The sequence below is a fragment of the Mesorhizobium onobrychidis genome, assembly GCF_024707545.1.
In the GTDB taxonomy this organism is placed as follows: Bacteria; Pseudomonadota; Alphaproteobacteria; order Rhizobiales; family Rhizobiaceae; genus Mesorhizobium; species Mesorhizobium onobrychidis.
Window position 1 is genome coordinate 4951298 of record NZ_CP062229.1, and the last position, 19532, is coordinate 4970829.

The following is a 19532-nucleotide window of genomic DNA, read 5'->3' on the forward strand; positions in this document are numbered from 1 at the left end:
CAGAGAATTGAAAAGACAATCTTCAGGACAACTCTCAGGGGACTCGCGATGACGATCAGACGCTCGACACTCAACAAACTCGCTTTTTCGACCTTCCTGCTGACGCTGCCGCTGAACACGGCCTTCGCTCAGAATGCGGCGGTCGCCGACCGGCTGAAGGCGGCTCTCGCCGCCCAGGGCGTCGACATCTCCTGGACCGGGGTGACGGGCGATGCCTCCAGCATGGTACTGCAAGGCGTGGCCTTCAAACCGGCGGCCGAAAAGGAAGCGCTCAAGATCGGCGACATCAAACTCGAAGGCGTGACCGAAGCCGATGGCGGTTATGAAATCGAAACCGTCTCGACTTCGGCGTTCCAGCACAGCGAAGACGGCGTCACGCTCGACCTCAGCCCCTTCGTCATTCACGACATGACGGTTCCCGCCGACGGCGCCACAGGCCCGCTGGGCTCGCTGATGATGTACAAGTCAGCCGAACTCGACAACATGACGGTCAAGGTCGCCGACAAGACCGCCTTCTCGATGGAGGGGCTCGCCATCGAAATCACCCCGCCGGCCGACGGCAAGGCGATGGAGTTTTCCGGCACCACAGACAAGTTCAATGCCGACCTGACGCTGGTCGAGGACCCGAAGTCCAAGGACGTGATCAACGCGCTCGGTTACCAGAACATCACCGGGAACCTTGAAATGGCGGGCACCTGGCAGCCTGCGGACGGCAAGATGGAGCTGTCGAAATACGACATCTCCGTCGACAATGCCGGAACGCTCGGCATGACCTTCGGTCTCGGCGGCTACACGCTTGACGTCATCAAGTCGCTGCAGGAGATGCAGAAGAAGATGGCGGCTCAGCCCGAAGGCGCCGACAATTCGGCGCAAGGCATGGCCATGCTCGGCATCCTGCAGCAGCTTTCGTTCAACGGCGCTTCGATCCGCTTCGACGACGATTCACTGACCAACAAGGTGCTGGACTATGTCGGCAAGCAGCAAGGCATGTCCGGCAAGGACATCGCCAACCAGGCCAAGGCGATCGTGCCTTTCGGCATGGCGCAGCTCAACAATCCCGAATTGACGGCGCAGGTATCGGCGGCGGTCGGCAAATTTCTCGACGATCCGCAAAGCCTCGAAATCTTGGCCGAGCCGCCGGCGGCAGTGCCGTTCGCGCTGATCATGGCAGGCGCCATGTCCAACCCGCTCGACCTGCCGAAGACGCTTGGCGTGACGGTCAAGGCGAACGAGGACTGACCGGCACTTCTCTGGCCGGTTTTGCAAGAGGCACTTGCATTGGAAGTGTCAGCGCCGCCCCTCATCCGCCTGCCGGCACCTTCTCCCCGTATAGTGACGGGGAGAAGGGAAATGGCCGCGACCTTGGCGCCCATTTTTGCAACGCTGGCAGCTGGCGAAATCATTCGTGACAGTGTCTTTCTCCCCGTCACTATACGGGGAGAAATGCCCGGCAGGGCAATGAGGGGCAGCGCAAACCGACAGCGTTTAGAATCGCTTGCGGGAGGTTTTTAACCCTCTTTCTTGGTTACTGCGACGCGCAGCGACAATTCGCGAAGCTGCTGCGGGCTGGCTTCCGATGGCGCGCTCATCAACAGGTCGTAGGCCTGCTGGTTCATCGGGAACATGGTCACTTCGCGCAGGTTCCTGGCGCCGACCAGCAGCATGACGACGCGGTCGATGCCGGCCGCCATGCCGCCATGCGGCGGCGCGCCATACTGGAAGGCGCGGTAGAGGCCACCGAAGCGCGCCTCAACCGTTTCGCGGTCCAGCCCGACGATCTCGAACGCCTTGACCATGGTTTCCGGCAGATGGTTGCGGATGCCGCCCGACGCGATCTCGAAACCGTTGCAGACCATGTCGTACTGGAATGCCTTGATCCCAAGCAAATCCTCGCCGTTTAGCGCCTCGATGCCACCCTGCGGCATCGAGAACGGGTTGTGGCCGAAATCGACAAGCTTCTCGTCCTCGTTCCATTCGTAGAAGGGAAAGTCGACGATCCAGCACAATTCGAACCGGTCGCGGTCGACGAGATTCAGCTCCTCGCCGGCGCGGGTGCGCGCCGCTCCCGCGAACGAGACGAATTTCTTCGGGTCGCCGGCGACGAAGAAAGCGGCGTCGCCATCCGCAAGGCCAAGCTGGAGGCGAATCGCTTCGGTGCGCTCCTCGCCGATGTTCTTGGCGAGCGGACCGGCGCCTTCGAGCTTTTCGCCTTCCTTGCGCCAGAAGATGTAGCCGAGGCCCGGCTGGCCCTCGCCTTGAGCCCACGAATTCATGCGGTCGCAGAAAGCGCGCGAACCGCCGGTCCTGGCCGGAATGGCCCAGACCTCGGCCTTCGGGTCGTTGGCAAGGATGTTGGCGAACACCTTGAAGCCGGAATCGCGGAAATGATCGGAGACCGCCTGCATCTCGATCGGGTTGCGCAGGTCCGGCTTGTCGGTGCCATATTTGCGCATGGCGACGTCATAGGGGATGCGCGGAAACTCCTGCGTCACCGGCTTGCCGGCGGCAAAGGTCTCGAACACGTCCCGCATCACCGGCTCCATTGTCGCCAGAACGTCGTCCTGCTCGACGAAGCTCATTTCCACGTCAAGCTGGTAGAATTCGCCCGGCAGCCGGTCGGCGCGCGGGTCCTCGTCGCGGAAGCACGGCGCGATCTGGAAGTAACGGTCGAAGCCCGAAACCATGATCAATTGCTTGTATATCTGCGGCGCCTGCGGCAGCGCGTAGAAGGTGCCGGGATGGATGCGTGACGGCACCAGGAAGTCGCGCGCCCCTTCGGGCGACGAAGCGGTCAGGATCGGTGTCGAGAATTCGGTGAAGCCGACCTCACCCATGCGCCTGCGCATCTCGGCAATGATCTTGGTGCGCGCCACGATGTTCTTGTGCAGCGTGTCGCGGCGCAGGTCGAGGAAACGGTATTTGAGGCGGATGTCCTCGGGATAATCCGGCTCACCGAACACCGGCAGCGGCAATTCCTTGGCCGCGGACAGCACTTCGATCTCGCGCGCGAAAATCTCGATCTCGCCGGTCGGCAGGTTGGCGTTCGCCGTCTCGGCCAGACGCGCCTTGACCTCGCCGTCGACGCGGATCACCCACTCGCCACGAACGGTCTCGGCGATCTTGAAGGCCGGCGAATCCGGGTCGGCGACGATCTGGGTCAGGCCATAGTGGTCGCGCAAATCGATGAACAGCAGGCCGCCATGGTCGCGCACGCGATGCACCCAGCCCGACAGGCGAACGGAAGAGCCGACGTCGCTCTTCCTCAACTGGGCACAGGTATGGCTGCGGTAACGATGCATTGTCATTGGTAAGTCCGGATGTTGATTGCGGCCAAGGCATGATGGCCCGGCCCGAAAATTTGCGCGAAAAGCACATGAGAGGCCGCCTTTGTCAAGGCAGGCGGCGCTCGGGCAGCATCTCGGTTTGAACTTCGGCTTCGATCCTACGCGGTCATCTCTAGGAACAAGCCGTGATCCAACATCAACCGTCCATGGCGGTCAGCGGGTGAAGCGCGCACTATCGCCAGGCGTGGCAACCCCACACACAACAGCGGGATCCGGACGAAGTCCGCATGATTCCACCATTCTTCGGGACGGGATGTTCGATGCCGATACGAGTTCATAAATGTGCGTCGCGTGCAGATCGCGAAACACACTGACGATCATGCGAGCGTTGATGTAATTGCCGAGCCCTCGGCCCCTCTGCGATTCCGCGACCGCAATCAGTCCGCCCCATGCATATCGGTGATAGGCGCTGTGGCAATTGTGAGCCAAGTAGCCATGCGCGGTTGCCGCGACGGTCCCCGTCTCGTCGCCCACCACTACCGTCGTCGCCGGCCCCAGGGTTCCGGCCAGCAGCGACCCCGAAAAGGGCACCACGCCCGACGCCGCCATGAAGGCCTGGATGCGGGCCGTATACTCACCATCCGGCTCGGTCGGCTTGTCTTGATCGATAAGTCCGTCGGGCAATCCCCGGCCGATAATTGCCTCCGATGCCGCCAGGGCACTTGCCCGGTCGGCCAAGAACACGTCCCAGGAATCGAAGCGGAAGCCCCCTTTGGCCAATCGCGACTTGAGCTCATCCGCCTTGCTTGCTGGTATCATACGAAAGCCGCAGATGCCGTCGCGATTGAGGATCTCGTCGATCAGCGCCCACCCGAACTGATCGGGATCATCGCACCCCATGGTGCGGCCGGTCTGGCACGCGCCGGGGGTTGCATTGATGAAGTCGACACTCGCCTCAGCCTGAGCTTGCAGACGCTGCTGAACCTCTGTGCCGAAATAGCCTGACATGGGAAGCCCCCTGCGTGACGTGCCCTATGGAGTATAACAAGCGCAATGGAATATACAGCCAAGCTGTTTCCTGCTGGAACCAGCTGGGCTCCCTTCAAGGTATGGCGTGGCGCGCAGAAGGGATTTTCGGCCTCGCCCGCCGTTGCATTTGTCGTTCGAATAATATATAGCCATTTGGCTATGCAAAACATGGCCAGTCTCGATCGAACGTTTCACGCTTTGGCGGACGGGACCCGTCGTTCAATGATTCATGCGCTCGCTCGAGGCGAGGCCAGAAGCGCCGGCGAACTCGGCCGCCAATTTCGCTCTACCCAGCCGACGATCTCCAAGCATCTGAAGGTGCTGGAGCAGGCCGGGCTTATCGAACGCGCCGTTGAGGGGCGTGTTCATCAGTTCCGGCTGCGCCGAGAGCCACTGCAGGATGCGCAGGCATGGATCGCGCGCCATCAGGCATTCTGGACGGGCGCGGTCGAGCAGCTCGATCGCCTTTTGTCGGAGGGCGCAAACGATGACCATCGATAAGACCGTCGCCGAAGTGCGCAGACGTTTCAGCGCCGCGCCCGAAAAAGTGTTTGCCGCCTTTGCCGAGGCCGACCTGGTCGGAAGATGGCTGAAGCAGGCACCGGAAATCACGCTCACCATCCTGCAGTTCGAGTTCCACGTCGATGGTGCCTATCGCTTCGCCTACCGGCCGCCGCAAGGAGAAATCGTCATCGTCGGTGGCGCTTTTCTATCGATCGAGCAGCCTGCGAAGATCGTCTTTTCGTGGGTTATCGAGCCGCCGGACGAGCATGCAGGCATCGAGTCCGAGGTGACGGTGATCATCACGCCGGACGGCGCCGGCAGCGAACTCGTCATCCGCCATGAAAAGCTCACGCGCAGCGACGCGGTCGTGCGTCACGCCGGGGGCTGGCGTGGCGCTCTGGACCAGTTGGCCGCGTTGCTCGAAGCACAGGATTTCCAGCATGACCGCTGACGAGCTTGCCGCAAGCGTGCGTGCCGCTCTCGCTGGCGCCGGTGATATCCGCGAAGTCAAGATGTTCGGCGGGCTAGGTTTCATGCTGAACGGCAACATGATCGCGGCCGCCTCCCGGCGCGGTCTGCTGGTTCGCGTCGGCAAGGATCGCCAGCACGAAGCGCTTGCCGAGCCCGGAGCGCGTCCGATGGAGATGAGAGGCCGGGTGATGGAAGGCTACATCTACGTCGATCCCCCGGCGCTGACCGGTGAAGCAGTCGGCAGGTGGCTCCAACCGGCGATCGCCTTCGTGCAGACCCTGCCGCCAAAGCTGCCCGGCCAGAAGCCGGCTCGGACGAAAGGAAAACGGAGATGACACGCTTCTTCCTTGGTGTTCTTGCTTATGTCGTGCCGACATTCGCGCTTGGATTCGTCTGATCCTTTTCGAGCGCACCTACGCGGAGCTTGCGATCTATCGCAGCAATATCATCATCCCGTTTGGTTTCCTGTCGATGCTGATCCAGGCAGTCCTCTTCGCCTGGGTCTACGAACAGGCATTTGCGCGGCGGAGCGGTACATTTCTGTCGCTCGGACTGGTCTACGCAGCCTTCGGCGCCGTTCTGTCGTGGAGCTTCACCACGCTGGCCGTCGCCGCAAAGAACGTGATGGCGTCGGTCCCAGACTACCTCACGATCGAGACGGCATTCACGGTCGTGCAGTGGTTGCTCGTCGGGCCGCTGACCGCTTATGCCTTCGGTCGATCCTCGTCAGGGGACGAGCAAGTAGGGGTGTCGGAGCTCAAGGCCTGACCAACTGACGGAAGGCGACTGCTTTTCCGCTTTGATCGTGATTAGGGTGGTCAAGCCGTGTACAATGGCCGTCACATCGACGGGAGGACTACCATGCGCATTCGCACATTGACTGTCCTGATCACGCTGCTTGTTGGCACTTGCGCATTTGCGCACGCTCAGCAGACAAAGCCGATGTCAATCGAGGTGTTTCCTTTCGAATTGGAAGACAAGAGCGCTGGCGCAGGAATAATTCCGCCGGATGAACACGATAGGCGCTATCTGTCCGAGTCGGCACAAATGGCGAAGGACATGCTCTCCCAGTCCGGGCGCTTTACAGTCGTTGATGTGCCCGCGAGTGATATGCAGGCGGCTGCTCCGCATGGGTTGCGCAACTGCGGGGGTTGTGAGGGCCAGATTGCCAAAGAGCACGGCGCGTCTCTTGCCTTGCTGGGCGTCGTAACGCGCGTCAACCGAACAGAGCATACGATGTTCATTCGCATCCTCGACGCTAAAACCGGGAAACCTGTTTCCCAAGGCTTTACCGATCTTCGCATGGGTGCGAATTACGCGTGGCCCCGCTCCGTGAAATGGCTGATGACAAACAGAATTCTGCGGTAGGACGCCCACCACCCAGCGCGCCATCGGGAGCGCGAAAGATCGCCCCTCAGCTAAAAATCAAAATGAGAAACTGATCGTCGGTGCTGGCCTGCCAACCGCCGGGAATTGCCGCTGGCATTGGCGCGGGCGATGGTTCAAGAAGGATCAACGACAGGCCTTCCTTCATGTCCTCCATGCGCCCGCTGATCCCGCTCCTTATTGCCGCCGGCATCCTGCTCGGCGGCAACGGCCTGCAGAGCACCCTGATCGCGCTGCGCGGTGCGCAGGAGGGATTTTCGGCCTCGACCATCGGCCTGATGGGCACGTTCTATTTCGCCGGGTTCCTGCTCGGCTGCCTCGTCGTCACCCACATTATGAAGGCTGTCGGCCATGTCCGCGCCTTTTCCGCGCTGGCGGCGATCGCTTCGGCCGGAACGTTGCTTTTGGTGCTGGTCGTCGACCCGGCAATGTGGTGCGCGTTGCGCCTCGCCGGCGGGTTCTGCTTCGCCGGCCTGTTCACCATCATGGAAGCCTGGCTCAATTCCGGGGCCGCCAACAAGGACCGCGCGCGGGTGCTGGCCATCTACCGGATGGTCGACATCGGTTCGGTCACAGGCGCACAGTTCCTGATCCCGATAGTCGGCGCCGGCGGTTTCGCCATCTTCGCCGTCATGTCGATCATGATCACGCTCTCGCTGGTGCCGGTGTCGCTCGGCGACCGCTCCAACCCGACCCCGCCGGAAGACGTCAAGCTCGACCTGGCCCGCGTCTGGCGGATTTCGCCGCTCGGCTGCTTCGGCTGCATTGCCGTCGGTGTCACCAACAGCGCCTTCCGCACATTGTCGCCGGTCTATGCCGAACAGATCGGCATGTCGGTCACCGACGTCGTCACCTTCGTCAGCGTCGGCATCTTCGGCGGCGCCATCATCCAGTATCCGCTCGGCTATCTGTCCGACCGCTGGGACCGGCGTTCCGTGCTGCTGATAACGACGTGCTGCGCGCTGCTTGCATCGCTGGCGCTGGTATTCTGGGCGCGCAGCGACCCGTCCCTCAACTTCGTGATCGTCTTCATCTTCGGCTGCTTCGCCATGCCGCTCTACTCGCTATCGGCGGCGCACTCCAACGACCGCGCCGACAAGGGCGAGTTTGTGCTGATCAACGCGGCGCTGATGCTGTTCTATTCCTTCGGCGCCATTGGCGGGCCGTTCGCCGCCTCGACGGCGATGCAGTATTTCGGGCCAAGCGCGCTGTTCGTGTTCACCGCCACCGTTTACGCCGTCTTCGTCGTGGTCATCCTGTACCGGATGCAGGTGCGATCCGGCGTGCCGGCCGGCCATCGCAGTCGTTTCATCGGCCTTTTGCGCACATCGACGGTGTTCGCCCGGCTGGCCAAGCGCAACGATGATTCCGACGGGCCTGCGAAGTAATGATGACGGCCCCATATGTGTTGAACCCGGACAGCGGCTTGACGAAAGCCCGCGCGGCTGAAATTGAAGGAGACCTTACCCTTTTGCCAAAAGCGATTTGATGCACGTCATCACCACCCAAGAAGAACTTGAGACCGCTGTTGCCTCGTTCGAAAAGTCGGATTTCGTCACCGTCGACACCGAATTCATTCGCGAGACGACCTTTTGGCCGATCCTCTGCCTGATCCAGATGGCGGCGCCCGGGGTGACGGCGCTGATCGATCCGCTCTCAACCGATATCGACCTGAAGCCGTTCTTCAGGCTGATGGCCAACGAGGCCATCGTCAAAGTCTTCCATGCTGCGCGCCAGGACATCGAAATCATCGTTCATCTCGGAGACCTGGTCCCGCATCCGGTGTTCGACACCCAGGTGGCGGCGATGGTTTGCGGCTTCGGCGACAGCGTCTCCTATGACCAGCTCGTCCAGAAGATCACCGGCGCTCGGCTCGACAAGTCCTCACGTTTCACCGACTGGCGCCACCGGCCGCTTTCCGAGAAGCAGCTCGACTACGCGCTTGCCGACGTCACCCATCTGATCGAGGTCTACCAGCACCTCAGCGCCGAGCTGGTGCGGGAGAACCGCGCTCACTGGCTGAACGAGGAGATGGAGGTGCTGACCGCGCGTGAAACCTACGATCCGCATCCGGAGGACGCCTGGAAGCGGCTGAAGATGCGGCTGCGCAAGCCGCAGGAGCTGGCGATCGTGCAAGCGGTGGCCGCATGGCGCGAGCGCGAGGCGCGCGAACGCGACGTGCCGCGCGGCCGGGTGCTCAAGGACGACGCCATCTACGAGGTGGCGCAGCAGGCGCCGCGCGATGCGGCTGCACTCGGCAAGCTGCGCACCACGCCGAAAGGCTGGGAACGGTCGGCGACGGCAACGGCGCTGCTGGGCGCGATCAACACCGCGCTTGCCTTGCCCAGGGAAGAGATGCCGAAGCTGCCGAAGAGTTTTCAGCCGCCCGAAGGCTCCAATGCCGCCGCGGAATTGCTGAAAGTGCTGTTGCGTATCGTCGCCGAAAAGGAGGGCGTCGCTTCGAAGGTGCTGGCCTCCAGCGATGACATTGACCGCATCGCCGCCGAGGGCGAGGCCGCCGACGTGCCGGCTTTGCAAGGCTGGCGACGCGCCGTGTTCGGCGAGGCCGCGCTCAAACTGGTGCGCGGCGAGATTGCGATCAAGTTCGACAAGCGCAAGATCGCGCTGTTCGATTTGTAGCGTTCGCCCACTCCTTCTCCCCTTTGTGGGGCCCGAAGGGCGGGCGAGGCCCGGGACTTGAAAGCCGCGATCCCTCCAACACCCCTCATCCGACCGAGCTTCGCTCGGCCACCTTCTCCCACAAGGGGCTAGCGTGCGCACACATCTGCTTCGGAGAGGTGTCAAGGGAGTTTGGTCGGGTAGCAGGTTTGGCTTGTGGGGTTGGAATCATGTGTGATTCTGTAGCTGCCATTGTTGATTCGGGAGATTTCGACGATGGCTTTGCTGCTTGGATACTTCGGCGACCTGCGCCTGCAAAAAAGGGGAGCATGGTGCTGGAGCGCATGTGCACGCGCGTCAGCGCGGGCCTGCGCAGGCTGGCCGATACGCGGGCGGAACAGATTGCGTTCACGCGGCTGTTTCGCAATCCCCAAGTGACGGTGCCGGAGATCGTGCGCACGGCGGCGGCGCGAACGGGCGAGGCGGCGGCCGGCCGCCATGTGCTGATCATTGAGGACAGCAGCGAGATCAACTATGAGGCCAAGGCCTCGCGCAAGCGCGGCCTGGGGCATGTCGGCAACGGCAAGGATGTCGGGCTGTTCGTCCACCCGGCGCTGGCCGTGGATGCCGCCGACGGCTCGGTGCTGGGGCTTGCGGCTGCCACGATCTGGCGGCGCCGGGGGCAGAAGGCGCACGACTACCAAGCCCTGCCGATCGAAGCCAAGGAAAGCTACAAATGGATCGCCACCGCCAAGGCGGCCCGCCAGGCGCTGACCGACACGCCGCTGGCTACCGTGATCGGCGACCGCGAGGCCGACATCTACGAAGTGCTGGCAAGGCTGCCTGACGAGCGCACGCATGTGCTCATCCGCGCCGTGCGCGACCGGGCTCTGGGTGAGCAGGGCGGCCGTCTGTTCGGCGAGATCGCCAAAACGCCGGAAGCCGGCCGGACCGCCTTCGAACTGCAGGCGCGTCCCGGCCGACCGGCGCGCAAGGTGCAACTGGCCGTTCGCTTCGCCGCGGTCGCCTTGCGCCAGCCGCGCCTTGGTGCCGACTGTCGCGATCCGCGCGAGATCACGCTCAACATGGTCGAAGTGCGCGAGATCGATCCGCCTTCGCCCAAGGAAGCGGTGATCTGGCGGCTGTTGACCACTCACGCGGTCAAAACGCTCGCCGACGCTTGCCGCATGGTCGATCTCTACCGGTTGCGCTGGACCGTCGAACAGCTGTTCCGAACCGTGAAGTCGCAGGCCATCGATCTGGAGGAAAGCCTGCTTGCCGATGGTGAGGCACTCGAACGGCTGGCCGCGACCGCGCTGATCGTCGCCACCAGGGTCATGCAACTCGTGCACGGGCGCGATGCCGCCGGCCAGGCCTTCAAGGCTGCACGCCTCTTCAGCCCCGCCGAGATCACCGTGCTGGAGGCGCTGATTGCCAGGCTCGAAGGCAAGACCCAAAAGCAGAACAACCCGCATCCGCAACACACGCTCGCCTGGGCCGCTTGGTGCATCGCCCGGCTGGGAGGGTGGAACGGCTACGCAAAGGAGCGGCCGCCAGGTCCCGTCACCTTCAGCAACGGCCTCAAACGCTTCCACGCCATCGCCGAGGGCTTCGCTCTTGCAAATCCAAACTAATCCCCGCCAAATCAGATGTGTGCGCACGCTAGCCCACAAGGGGAGAAGGGGAGTCAGCGCTGTTTCTGACCCATCAGGTGAAAAACCGCGATGACGATCGCCGGTATCGCCAGAAGTGCGAATTTGGTGACGATCAGCGCCGAGGCGAAGGACAGCGAATCCGGATTGGCCGACAGGAAATCGGAGAGCATGCGGGCCACCGCGATGTTCTGCGCATAATCGGCAAGCGTGTAGGGCAGCACCAGGACAAGCGCGAACAGCGACTGGAACTGCGCGGACAGAGCTCGGAAGGTCCTCAGCCGCCGCCCGGTGGCCAGGATCAGGCTGACCAATGTCAGCGACAGCAGCGCCGGGAACAGCAGGTCGAAGGTCAGATAGTGCCAGACCAGAATGATCTCGCTGCCGCGCCGGCCGAGCGCCGTCAGCCAGGCCATGCCCTCGTCCGGGGTGAAACCGGTCAAGCGCAAGTCGAGCGACGGCAGGCCGCCGCTCAGTTGGCGGAAATAGAGGAACTCCATCGCCGTCATGGCGAAGAAAACCGCCACGCAGCCAAAACACAGTGCGGCAGCGTGGCGCGACAGCCGCAGCATCATTGCCGTCAGGCTTCGTGCGAGCTGGTTAGGCTCCGCCGGGGTAATTCGGGCTTTCGCGGGTGATCGTGACGTCATGGGCGTGGCTTTCACGAAGTCCGGCGTTGGATATGCGTACAAAGGTGGCGCGATCGCGGAAATCGGCAAGATCGCGCCCGCCGACATAGCCCATAGCGGCTTTCAGGCCGCCGGCAAGCTGGTGCAGCACGCCGGACACAGGTCCTTTGTAGGGCACCTGCCCTTCGATGCCTTCCGGCACCAGTTTCAGCGTGTCGCGCACCTCGGCCTGGAAATAACGGTCGGCGGAGCCGCGCGCCATGGCGCCGACCGAGCCCATGCCGCGATAGGCTTTGAACGAGCGGCCCTGGTGCAGATAGACTTCGCCCGGGCTTTCGTCGGTGCCGGCCAGCAGCGAGCCGATCATGGCGGCACTGGCGCCGGCGGCGAGCGCCTTGGCGAGATCGCCGGAATATTTGATGCCGCCGTCGGCAATGACCGAGACGCCCGACTTTTGCGCCGTCTCGACCGCCGACATGATCGCCGAAAGCTGCGGCATGCCGACGCCGGCGACGATGCGGGTGGTGCAGATGGAACCCGGTCCGATGCCGACCTTGACGGCGTCGGCGCCGGCATCGATCAGCGCCAGCGTGCCTTCTGATGTGGCGACGTTGCCGGCCAGGATGCGGACCGAATTGGAGAGTTTCTTGGCCCGCGTCACCGCATCGAGCACACGTTGCGAGTGACCATGCGCGGTGTCGATCACCAGAAGGTCCACGCCGGCATCGATGAGCCGCTCGGCGCGCTCAAAACCGTCATCGCCGACGCTGGCGGCGGCCGCCGCGCGCAAGCGCCCCTGCACGTCCTTTGTGGCGTGCGGATTGAGCTGCGACTTCTCGATGTCCTTGACGGTGATTAGCCCGACGCAATTGCCGTCGCTATCGACCACGACCAGCTTTTCGATGCGGTGCTGATGCAGGAGCCGCTTGGCCTCGTCCTGATCGACGTTCTCCTTGACCGTGATCAGGTTGTCGCGGGTCATCAGCTCATAGACCTTCTGCGCCGGGTCGGAGGCGAAGCGCACGTCGCGGTTGGTCAGGATGCCGACCAGCCGGCCGACCGTGTGCCCGCCAGCGCCGCCATTCTCGACCACGGGAATGCCCGAGATGCTGTAGGTGCGCATCAGCCCCAGGGCGTCGGCGAGCGTCGCGTCGGGGCCGATGGTGACGGGGTTGACCACCATGCCGGATTCGAATTTCTTGACTTGCCGCACCTGCTCGGCCTGTTCGGCCGGCGAGAAATTGCGGTGGATGACGCCGATGCCGCCGGCCTGGGCCATGGCGATGGCCAGACGCGCCTCGGTGACTGTATCCATGGCGGCGGACAGGATCGGCACGTTGAGGTCGATGTCGCCGGCAATGCGGGTGCGGATATCGGTCTCGCCGGGCATAACCTCGGAATGACCCGGCTGAAGCAGCACGTCGTCAAAGGTCAGCGCCAATGCGCCCGTGGACGTTTCGATAATCTTTGCCATGGCCAGCCCTCGGAATGCATGAAAAGCGCTGGACCGGATGGACAGCGCCGACTCGTCTTCTTCCCTTTCAGGATTGGCGCTGGCTCGTAACACGTCCCGTCGCCGATGAAAAGCCGATTGCTTGTGCACGACAGCGCTGCGAACTCAGCTTAATGCCCTTTCGCGGTGACGGATCGGCTACCGGAGTTCGCCGCTGGTGATTGGCGGAAGCCGAAGCGGCATCCCCTTGCGGGGGAGATGTCCGGCAGGACAGAAAGATCGCGGCTTCATTCCAGGTTGGGTTCCTCGCCACCACGCAAAGTGGGGGAGAGGTGGCTCGGCGAAGCCGAGACGGAGAGGGGGAACCGCGCCCTACGAAAGCCCCCTCTCCGGCCGCGGAGCCTGTCCTCGGGCTTGCCAAAGGCAAGACCCGTGGGCGGCCACCTCTCCCCCGCTTCGCGGTGGGCGAGGAACCCAGGTCTTGGCAAGTCCGAAGCGATTATCCCGGACGCGGGCTCGCGAATCCCTTGCTTTGTGACGGCAGTTATGCTAGGAATTTATTCATGGTGCTGATTGCGCCAACGACCCGCCGCGAGGCGGGTTTTTTGTTTCGGCGCCATTCTTCGCAGGGCTCCGGACTGGCACCGCTGCCCTGGTCGCACAAATGTGACGGCAAAGTAAGGCGACATCCGACCTAAGCCGTGGTAACCGCCCTGCCTGCCGGCTTGCCCCCTGGACCCGGCAATCGACGGCGCAACATTCAAATCCGGACGCGCTCCATGAACCGCACCATTCCGCTTATCCTGGCGGTCGCTCTTTTCATGGAAAACATGGATTCGACCGTTATCGCAACGTCGCTGCCGGCGATCGCCATCGACCTCCAGACCAGCCCGGTCGCGCTCAAGCTGGCGCTGACCGCCTATCTGGTGTCGCTGGCGGTGTTCATTCCGATCAGCGGCTGGATGGCCGACCGCTTCGGCGCCAAGAACGTGTTTCGCGCGGCGATCGCCGTGTTCATCGTCGGTTCGGTCGCTTGCGCGGTGTCCAATTCGCTGCCGGCTTTCGTGATGTCGCGCTTCCTGCAAGGCATTGGCGGCGCCATGATGACGCCGGTGGGACGCCTTGTGCTGGTGCGCGCCACGCCGAAAAGCGAGCTTGTCGCCGCCATGTCCTGGCTGAGCATCCCAGCGCTGGTCGGGCCGCTCGTCGGTCCGCCGGTTGGCGGCTTCATCACCACCTATTTCACCTGGCACTGGATCTTCCTGATCAATGTGCCGATTGGGCTGATCGGCATCTGGCTCGCAACGCGCTTCCTGCCGGACACCGGGCCGGCGCAGACGCCGCAGCTCGACTTCATCGGCTTCGTGCTGAGCGGGTTGGCGGCATCGGGCATCGTATTCGGCCTGTCGGTGGTCAGCCTGCCCGCTTTGCCGCCGATTGCCGGCTTTCTCACCGTGGCTGTCGGGCTGGTGTCGGCGGTGCTTTACCTCCTGCATGCGCGCCGCGCCAGGAATCCGCTGCTGGCGCTCGACCTGTTCCGTAACTAGGTGTTCCGCGCCTCGGTCCTCGGCGGCGGGCTGTTCCGCATCGGCATCGGCGCCGTGCCTTTCCTTTTACCGCTGATGTTCCAGATCGGCTTCGGGCTGACGCCGTTCCAGTCGGGGATGATCACCTTCGTGGCGGCGGTCGGCGCCATCGGCATGAAATTCGTCACGGCGCTGATCTTCAGGGTCGCCGGCTTCCGCCGCGTGCTGATCTTCGGCTCGCTGATCGCGGCGGCGTCGATCGCCATCAACGGCTTGTTCACGCCCGACACGCCCTATCTGCTGATCCTCGCCGCCCTGCTTGCCGGCGGCTTCATCCGCTCGATGTTCTTCACCGGCATCAACGCGCTAGCCTATGCCGAGATTTCGACCGCCGACACCAGCAGGGCAACGCCGATCGCCGCGGTGTTCCAGCAGCTGTCGATCGCGCTCGGCGTGGCGCTGGCAGGCGGCATCCTGGAAGTGTCGACGGCAATCCATGGCGGGCCGCTGACGCTGAGCGACTTCCACATCGCGTTCTTCATCGTCGCGGCCGTGTCGGCCGCCGCATCGCTGTCGTTCATGCGGCTGGCGCCGGACGCCGGCAACGCCGTATCGGGATATGGCGGGCTGACTACGCCGAAGACGCTGGGGGTGGGTCCACCGGGGAGTTGAGGCTCCTTCCCTTCTCTCCTTGTGGGAGAAGGTGGATCGGCGCGCAGCGCCGAGACGGATGAGGGGTGTTGGAAGAAACGAGGCGACGAAAACTGCAAGCGTGTTGCCAAGCTGGAACACCCCTCATCCGACCTCGCGGAGCCTGTCCTCGGGCTTGCCGGAGGCAAGACCCGTGGGCGAGGCCACCTTCTCCCACAAGGGGAGAAGGAAAAGACGCTAACCCTTAAAATCCTTCGCCAGCAGATAAAGCTCGACCGACTCATCCCGCGAGGCCGGCGGCTTGACGTGATGGACCGAGCGGAAATTCTGCTTGAGCCTGGCGAGCAGCTCGTTTTCGGCGCCGCCCTGAAAGGTCTTGGCGAGGAAATGGCCGCCCGGCTTGAGCACCGACAGGGCGAAATCGGCCGCCACCTCGCACAGATACATGGTGCGGATGTGATCGGTCCGGCGATGGCCGGTGGTCGGCGCCGCCATGTCGGAGAGCACAATGTCAGGTTGGCCGCCCAGCGTTTCGGCGAGCTTTTCCGGCGCCTGCGGGTCGAGAAAATCCATCAACAACACCGGCGCGCCGGGCACCGCATCCATCTCCAGATAGTCGATGCCGACGACATGCGGATGTTCGGCCGTCGATTTCGTGCGCGCGGCGGCGACCTGGCACCAGCCGCCGGGTGCCGCACCAAGGTCGATGACCTTCATGCCGGGCTTGAGCAGATGGTGCTTGTCGTCGATCTCGATCAGCTTGTAAGCCGCGCGCGAACGGTAGCCGTCGGCCTTGGAGCGCTGGACATAGGGATCGTTGATGTGACGCTGCAGCCAGCGGCGCGACGATTCCTTCAGGCCGCTTTTCTTCTTGATCCGCGTCTTCAGCACACGAATGCCGGCAGAGCCTGGTTTTTCCGGTTTCTTGGTCATTGCCTGCCACGCCCATTGTTGCGCCAGACGCCGTCGTCAGCCATCAATTCGCTCAATATGCCCTCGCGCAGGCCGCGGTCGGCGACGCGCAGCCTCTCCGACGGCCACACCGCGCGGATCGCTTCCAGGATGGCGCAGCCGGCCAGCACCAGATCGGCGCGATCGGCTCCGATGCAAGGATTGGCGACGCGCTGCTGGAAATCCCAGCCGACCAGTTTTTCGACCATGCGGTCGACGCTGTCGCGGTCCATCCACAGCCCGTCAACCCGGCGGCGGTCGTAGCGTTCCAGGTCAAGGTGGACGCCGGCCAGCGTCGTCACCGTGCCCGAGGTGCCGAGCAGGTGAAATTTTGGGCTGGCGAGCACATGGCTCAGCCGGTCGCGCCCGTCGAAGGCGTGCAGGCGCACAGCCACATCCTCGACCATGGCGGCAAAGATCTCGCGGGTGACGGCGCGGCCGCCGAAGCGCTCGGCCAGCGAGACCACGCCGACCGGCAGCGACGTCCAGGAGACGATGTGGTTGGCGAGCCTCGGCGAGCGGTGGCCGGTGAGATCGATCAGCGCGATTTCCGAGGAGCCGCCGCCGATGTCGAACAGGACGACGCCTTGCGTGTCGCGGTCGACCAGCGAGCCGCAGCCCGAAACCGCCAGCCGCGCCTCGGTCTGGCGGTCGATGATCTCAAGCTTCAATCCGGCCTCCCGCTCGACGCGGTCGAGGAAGTCGGCGCCGTTTGCGGCCGTGCGGCAGGCCTCGGTGGCAATCAGCCGGGCCTTCCTGATCTTGCGGCTGCGCAATTTGTCGCCGCAGATCTTCAGCGCCTCGACCGCTCGGTCCATCGCCGGCTGCCCAAGCCGGCCATTGGCGGTGAGGCCCTCGCCCAGCCTGACGATGCGCGAGAAGGCGTCGATGACGCGGAACTGGCCGTACCGCGTCGGCACCGCCACCAGCAGCCGGCAATTGTTGGTGCCTAGGTCAAGCGCGGCAAACACCGGCAGCTCCTGCAGCGGCGGGCGGCGGACATCCTGCTCCGGCCTGCTTGGCACAGCTGAGGGCGAAGGCGCGACAATCGCCTCGGGCGGACGGCTGGGTGGCGCGCCGATGGCGACGGGCGCCGACAGTCCGGCCGCTGCGAGGTGAGCGTCATCGCGCACAAAGACCTTGCGGCCGCGCCGACGTTTTCGCCGCTTCCTGGTCTTGGCCTTCTGCTGGCCATTTTGATGTTGGGACGCGTCGCCTGCCGGTCCATGACCGGACCAAGCCTGCACCGGGCGGCCATTCTGCCAGCCGGCGGGTGGGCTTGCCTGGCCTGAAGGCGGCGGCGAAGCCCTGGACACGCCCACTTCCGGCGCGCCGGCGCCGGTGTCGTGGTCTTCCACTTCAGTTCCTTCCGGCGCCGCGCGAACCGGAGACCGGACGCAGCAGGCGCTTTCATGTGTTCTAAGTTGCCGACAGATTAGCAGCGCCGCGCCGGATCACCAAGAGCGCAGGGGCCGAATTTTGCCGGCGGCATTGTCTCGCGCTCCGCTCGGCCCGATCATGGCGGGACAGCGCCCCCTCCGTCCTGCCGGATATCTCCCCCACAAGGGGGAGATTGGCAGCTTTGGCGCTCCGCCGGTTTCTGCGACGGTGGGGATTGGCGAAAGCGGCGGTGACGGCCGATCTCCCCCCAAGTGGGGGAGATGTCCGGCAGGACAGAGGGGGGCGCGAAGGATCGCCAGCCTTTCCTTCTCCCTCCGCAGCGCGCCTTGCCGGTTGAATAGCCGGCTTCGATAAGGCATTTCTGAAATGGCGGGAATGGAAACATTCGGAATTGCGGGCAGTTTTCCTGACGCGAACCGGAAAAGGGCAACGGGGCTGCAACGCATGATCGTCACGCCATGAATTGGAGGCGCTATTTCTGGCCGGTCGTCGGCATCGCGGCGGTCGTCTTCTCGCTGTGGCTGCTGCTGCACGAGCTGCGCGGTATTTCGCTCGACGACGTCTGGGACGGCATCGTCGCCATCCCTGCCCGCGGCTGGGTGCTCGCCGCGCTGAGCTCGGTCATCGCCTATGCGTCGCTGGCCGGCTACGACCACATCGCGCTCCTGCATATTGGCAGACGAGTCTCTTGGCTGTTCGTCACCCTGTGCTCCTTCACCACCTACGCGCTGTCGCACAATATCGGCGGCTCGGTATTTTCAGGCGCGGTGATCCGCTACCGCGCCTACGGAACCAGGGGGCTGATCGGACAGGATGTCGGCATTCTGGTGGCGATCTGCTGGATTACCTTCGTGCTGTCGACGATCCTCGTCTCCGGCCTCGTGCTGGTCTTCGAGCCTGAAATCATCGACCGGTTCTCCGGCGTACCACACCATGGTCTGACCATGGCCGCGGGCGTCGCGATGCTGCTGCTGGTGGCTGCCTATGTCTTCGGCAGCTGGCTGCATCTCAGGCCGCTGAAGATCGGCAGCTTCCAGATCCACTATCCGGCGCTGCCAATCGTCGCGCGGCAATTGCTGATCGGCCCGATCGAATTGCTGGCGGCGGCGGCGATCATCTTCTTCGCCCTGCCCGTATCAGGCAATCCCGGCTATTTCGTCGTGCTCGGCGTCTTCCTGGTGTCGTTCTCGATCGCCCAGATCTCGCACGCGCCGGGCGGGCTCGGCGTGTTCGAGGTCGTGTTTCTCGCCGGGCTTTCGCATATGGACCCGGTCGGCGTGCTGGCGGCGCTGCTGGTGTTCCGGCTGTTCTACCTGATCATCCCGCTGCTGATCGCGCTCGGCGTGGTGCTGTATTTTGAGCACTCGCAGCTCGGGCGGGGTGAGAATTGAGGGGCACCGCCCCTTCTTCCTTCTCCCCTTGTGGGAGAAGGTGGATCGACGCGCAGCGCCGAGCCGGATGAGGGGTGTTGGACGGAACGCGGCGATGCCAAGCTGGAACACCCCTCATCCGACCGAGCTTCGCTCGGCCACCTTCTCCCACAAGGGGAGAAGGGAGAGCCCACGAGACAAGCGGCTCGCCCCGGAATGGGCAAGAGTGAGGGCAAGTCAAAACCTGAAGCAATCGCGCCGATTGAAATGCCTGGGCAGGCTTGACTATTTTCCGGCGGCGGCTACAAGGCACGCGCGGCGACATCGTCGCCCTGCGCGCGCGGTTTTCTTCAACCGCGCCTGCTGGGGAATAGGTTAACGGTAGACCCACGGACTCTGACTCCGTTAGTCCTGGTTCGAATCCAGGTTCCCCAGCCAGTTATTTACTCAATCAAATAGGCAGTTAGTTAGCGTCGCCATGATGGGGGCGTGTTGCATGGGTTTTCGCGTCCTATTGCGTTAAACCTTCCTTTCCGGGCATGTCCCGGCCCCTCCCCTTGCTGTCAGCGCAACACGACTGCAACATGGATCAGCGTCGTGCGAATC

The 19532-nt window shown here is 63.6% G+C and carries 16 protein-coding genes, 1 tRNA gene and 1 pseudogene; 12 read left to right on the top strand and 6 right to left on the bottom strand.

Annotation, left to right across the window (positions count from 1 at the left end; all coding sequences use genetic code 11):
* The first annotated feature begins 48 nt into the window (after window positions 1-48).
* On the top strand, window positions 49-1239 hold the full coding sequence (locus IHQ72_RS24690) for an aq_1923 C-terminal domain (RefSeq protein ID WP_258117869.1): 1191 nt from the start codon (window positions 49-51) through the stop codon (window positions 1237-1239).
* A 269-nt stretch (window positions 1240-1508) separates the two neighbouring features.
* Here the strand turns inward: IHQ72_RS24690 and aspS are convergent, their stop codons facing one another.
* Both aspS and IHQ72_RS24700 read right to left on the bottom strand, forming a co-directional pair.
* Window positions 1509-3299, bottom strand: coding sequence for an aspartate--tRNA ligase (gene aspS, locus IHQ72_RS24695; protein WP_258123924.1), 1791 nt, complete (start codon window positions 3297-3299; stop codon window positions 1509-1511).
* Between the two features lie 198 nt (window positions 3300-3497).
* Window positions 3498-4292, bottom strand: coding sequence for a GNAT family N-acetyltransferase (locus IHQ72_RS24700; RefSeq protein WP_258117870.1), 795 nt, complete (start codon window positions 4290-4292; stop codon window positions 3498-3500).
* A 45-nt stretch (window positions 4293-4337) separates the two neighbouring features.
* On the opposite strand from IHQ72_RS24700, the gene IHQ72_RS24705 reads away from it, so the two are divergent.
* From IHQ72_RS24705 to IHQ72_RS24740, 8 genes are all read left to right on the top strand, one after another.
* Window positions 4338-4814 (top strand): ArsR/SmtB family transcription factor, encoded by a 477-nt coding sequence (locus tag IHQ72_RS24705; protein ID WP_258117871.1) that lies wholly within the window; start codon window positions 4338-4340, stop codon window positions 4812-4814.
* Window positions 4801-5268 carry an SRPBCC family protein gene (locus IHQ72_RS24710; RefSeq protein WP_258117872.1) on the top strand — a complete coding sequence of 156 codons (468 nt, stop codon included), beginning with the start codon at window positions 4801-4803 and terminating at the stop codon, window positions 5266-5268. Before IHQ72_RS24705 ends, IHQ72_RS24710 begins: the two co-directional genes overlap by 14 nt.
* Window positions 5258-5623, top strand: a complete 366-nt coding sequence (locus IHQ72_RS24715) for a TfoX/Sxy family protein (protein WP_258117873.1) — start codon at window positions 5258-5260, stop codon at window positions 5621-5623. The genes IHQ72_RS24710 and IHQ72_RS24715 overlap by 11 nt, the downstream gene beginning before the upstream one ends.
* A gap of 136 nt (window positions 5624-5759) precedes the next feature.
* The gene (locus IHQ72_RS24720) at window positions 5760-6056 is read left to right on the top strand and encodes a hypothetical protein (RefSeq protein ID WP_258117874.1); all 297 of its coding nucleotides are present in this window, start codon (window positions 5760-5762) and stop codon (window positions 6054-6056) included.
* Between the two features lie 93 nt (window positions 6057-6149).
* Window positions 6150-6656, top strand: a complete 507-nt coding sequence (locus IHQ72_RS24725; RefSeq protein ID WP_258117875.1) for a DUF3280 domain-containing protein — start codon at window positions 6150-6152, stop codon at window positions 6654-6656.
* Window positions 6657-6820: 164 nt separating this feature from the next.
* Window positions 6821-8062, top strand: coding sequence for an MFS transporter (locus IHQ72_RS24730; RefSeq protein ID WP_258117877.1), 1242 nt, complete (start codon window positions 6821-6823; stop codon window positions 8060-8062).
* Between the two features lie 100 nt (window positions 8063-8162).
* Window positions 8163-9314, top strand: coding sequence for a ribonuclease D (gene rnd / locus IHQ72_RS24735; RefSeq protein ID WP_258117879.1), 1152 nt, complete (start codon window positions 8163-8165; stop codon window positions 9312-9314).
* Window positions 9315-9622: 308 nt separating this feature from the next.
* Window positions 9623-10927: an IS4 family transposase gene (locus tag IHQ72_RS24740; protein WP_258117880.1), complete on the top strand. Its 1305-nt coding sequence runs from the start codon at window positions 9623-9625 to the stop codon at window positions 10925-10927.
* Between the two features lie 53 nt (window positions 10928-10980).
* Here IHQ72_RS24740 and IHQ72_RS24745 read toward each other — a convergent pair whose 3' ends face one another.
* A complete protein-coding gene (locus IHQ72_RS24745) occupies window positions 10981-11520 on the bottom strand; it encodes a hypothetical protein (protein WP_258117882.1) in 540 nt (179 codons plus the stop codon).
* Window positions 11521-11545: 25 nt separating this feature from the next.
* Entirely contained in the window at window positions 11546-13048 is a 1503-nt protein-coding gene (gene guaB, locus IHQ72_RS24750) for an IMP dehydrogenase (RefSeq protein ID WP_258117883.1), read from the bottom strand.
* Window positions 13049-13806: 758 nt separating this feature from the next.
* Between guaB and IHQ72_RS24755 the strand changes: the two are divergent.
* Window positions 13807-15225, top strand: a pseudogene (locus IHQ72_RS24755) (MFS transporter).
* A gap of 216 nt (window positions 15226-15441) precedes the next feature.
* Here the strand turns inward: IHQ72_RS24755 and IHQ72_RS24760 are convergent.
* Both IHQ72_RS24760 and IHQ72_RS24765 read right to left on the bottom strand, forming a co-directional pair.
* Window positions 15442-16137, bottom strand: a complete 696-nt coding sequence (locus tag IHQ72_RS24760; protein WP_065008018.1) for an RlmE family RNA methyltransferase — start codon at window positions 16135-16137, stop codon at window positions 15442-15444.
* Window positions 16134-17513 (bottom strand): Ppx/GppA phosphatase family protein, encoded by a 1380-nt coding sequence (locus IHQ72_RS24765; protein WP_258117894.1) that lies wholly within the window; start codon window positions 17511-17513, stop codon window positions 16134-16136. Before IHQ72_RS24765 ends, IHQ72_RS24760 begins: the two co-directional genes overlap by 4 nt.
* A 501-nt stretch (window positions 17514-18014) precedes the next feature.
* On the opposite strand from IHQ72_RS24765, the gene IHQ72_RS24770 reads away from it, so the two are divergent.
* Both IHQ72_RS24770 and IHQ72_RS24775 read left to right on the top strand, forming a co-directional pair.
* Window positions 18015-18947 carry a lysylphosphatidylglycerol synthase domain-containing protein gene (locus tag IHQ72_RS24770; protein ID WP_258117896.1) on the top strand — a complete coding sequence of 311 codons (933 nt, stop codon included), beginning with the start codon at window positions 18015-18017 and terminating at the stop codon, window positions 18945-18947.
* Between the two features lie 343 nt (window positions 18948-19290).
* A tRNA-Gln gene (locus IHQ72_RS24775) sits at window positions 19291-19364 on the top strand.
* Window positions 19365-19532 lie beyond the last annotated feature (168 nt).

What these genes read in the sequence shown, in the direction of transcription:
- IHQ72_RS24720 (WP_258117874.1), top strand. Translation starts at nt 5,760, where the DNA reads ATGCTGATCCAGGCAGTCCTCTTCGCCTGGGTCTACGAACAGGCATTT.
- IHQ72_RS24745 (WP_258117882.1), bottom strand. Translation starts at nt 11,520, where the DNA reads ATGATGCTGCGGCTGTCGCGCCACGCTGCCGCACTGTGTTTTGGCTGC.
- IHQ72_RS24760 (WP_065008018.1), bottom strand. Translation starts at nt 16,137, where the DNA reads ATGACCAAGAAACCGGAAAAACCAGGCTCTGCCGGCATTCGTGTGCTG.
- guaB (WP_258117883.1), bottom strand. Translation starts at nt 13,048, where the DNA reads ATGGCAAAGATTATCGAAACGTCCACGGGCGCATTGGCGCTGACCTTT.
- IHQ72_RS24770 (WP_258117896.1), top strand. Translation starts at nt 18,015, where the DNA reads ATGAATTGGAGGCGCTATTTCTGGCCGGTCGTCGGCATCGCGGCGGTC.
- IHQ72_RS24710 (WP_258117872.1), top strand. Translation starts at nt 4,801, where the DNA reads ATGACCATCGATAAGACCGTCGCCGAAGTGCGCAGACGTTTCAGCGCC.
- IHQ72_RS24690 (WP_258117869.1), top strand. Translation starts at nt 49, where the DNA reads ATGACGATCAGACGCTCGACACTCAACAAACTCGCTTTTTCGACCTTC.
- aspS (WP_258123924.1), bottom strand. Translation starts at nt 3,299, where the DNA reads ATGCATCGTTACCGCAGCCATACCTGTGCCCAGTTGAGGAAGAGCGAC.
- IHQ72_RS24740 (WP_258117880.1), top strand. Translation starts at nt 9,623, where the DNA reads ATGGTGCTGGAGCGCATGTGCACGCGCGTCAGCGCGGGCCTGCGCAGG.
- rnd (WP_258117879.1), top strand. Translation starts at nt 8,163, where the DNA reads ATGCACGTCATCACCACCCAAGAAGAACTTGAGACCGCTGTTGCCTCG.
- IHQ72_RS24705 (WP_258117871.1), top strand. Translation starts at nt 4,338, where the DNA reads ATGGAATATACAGCCAAGCTGTTTCCTGCTGGAACCAGCTGGGCTCCC.
- IHQ72_RS24725 (WP_258117875.1), top strand. Translation starts at nt 6,150, where the DNA reads ATGCGCATTCGCACATTGACTGTCCTGATCACGCTGCTTGTTGGCACT.
- IHQ72_RS24700 (WP_258117870.1), bottom strand. Translation starts at nt 4,292, where the DNA reads ATGTCAGGCTATTTCGGCACAGAGGTTCAGCAGCGTCTGCAAGCTCAG.
- IHQ72_RS24715 (WP_258117873.1), top strand. Translation starts at nt 5,258, where the DNA reads ATGACCGCTGACGAGCTTGCCGCAAGCGTGCGTGCCGCTCTCGCTGGC.
- IHQ72_RS24730 (WP_258117877.1), top strand. Translation starts at nt 6,821, where the DNA reads ATGTCCTCCATGCGCCCGCTGATCCCGCTCCTTATTGCCGCCGGCATC.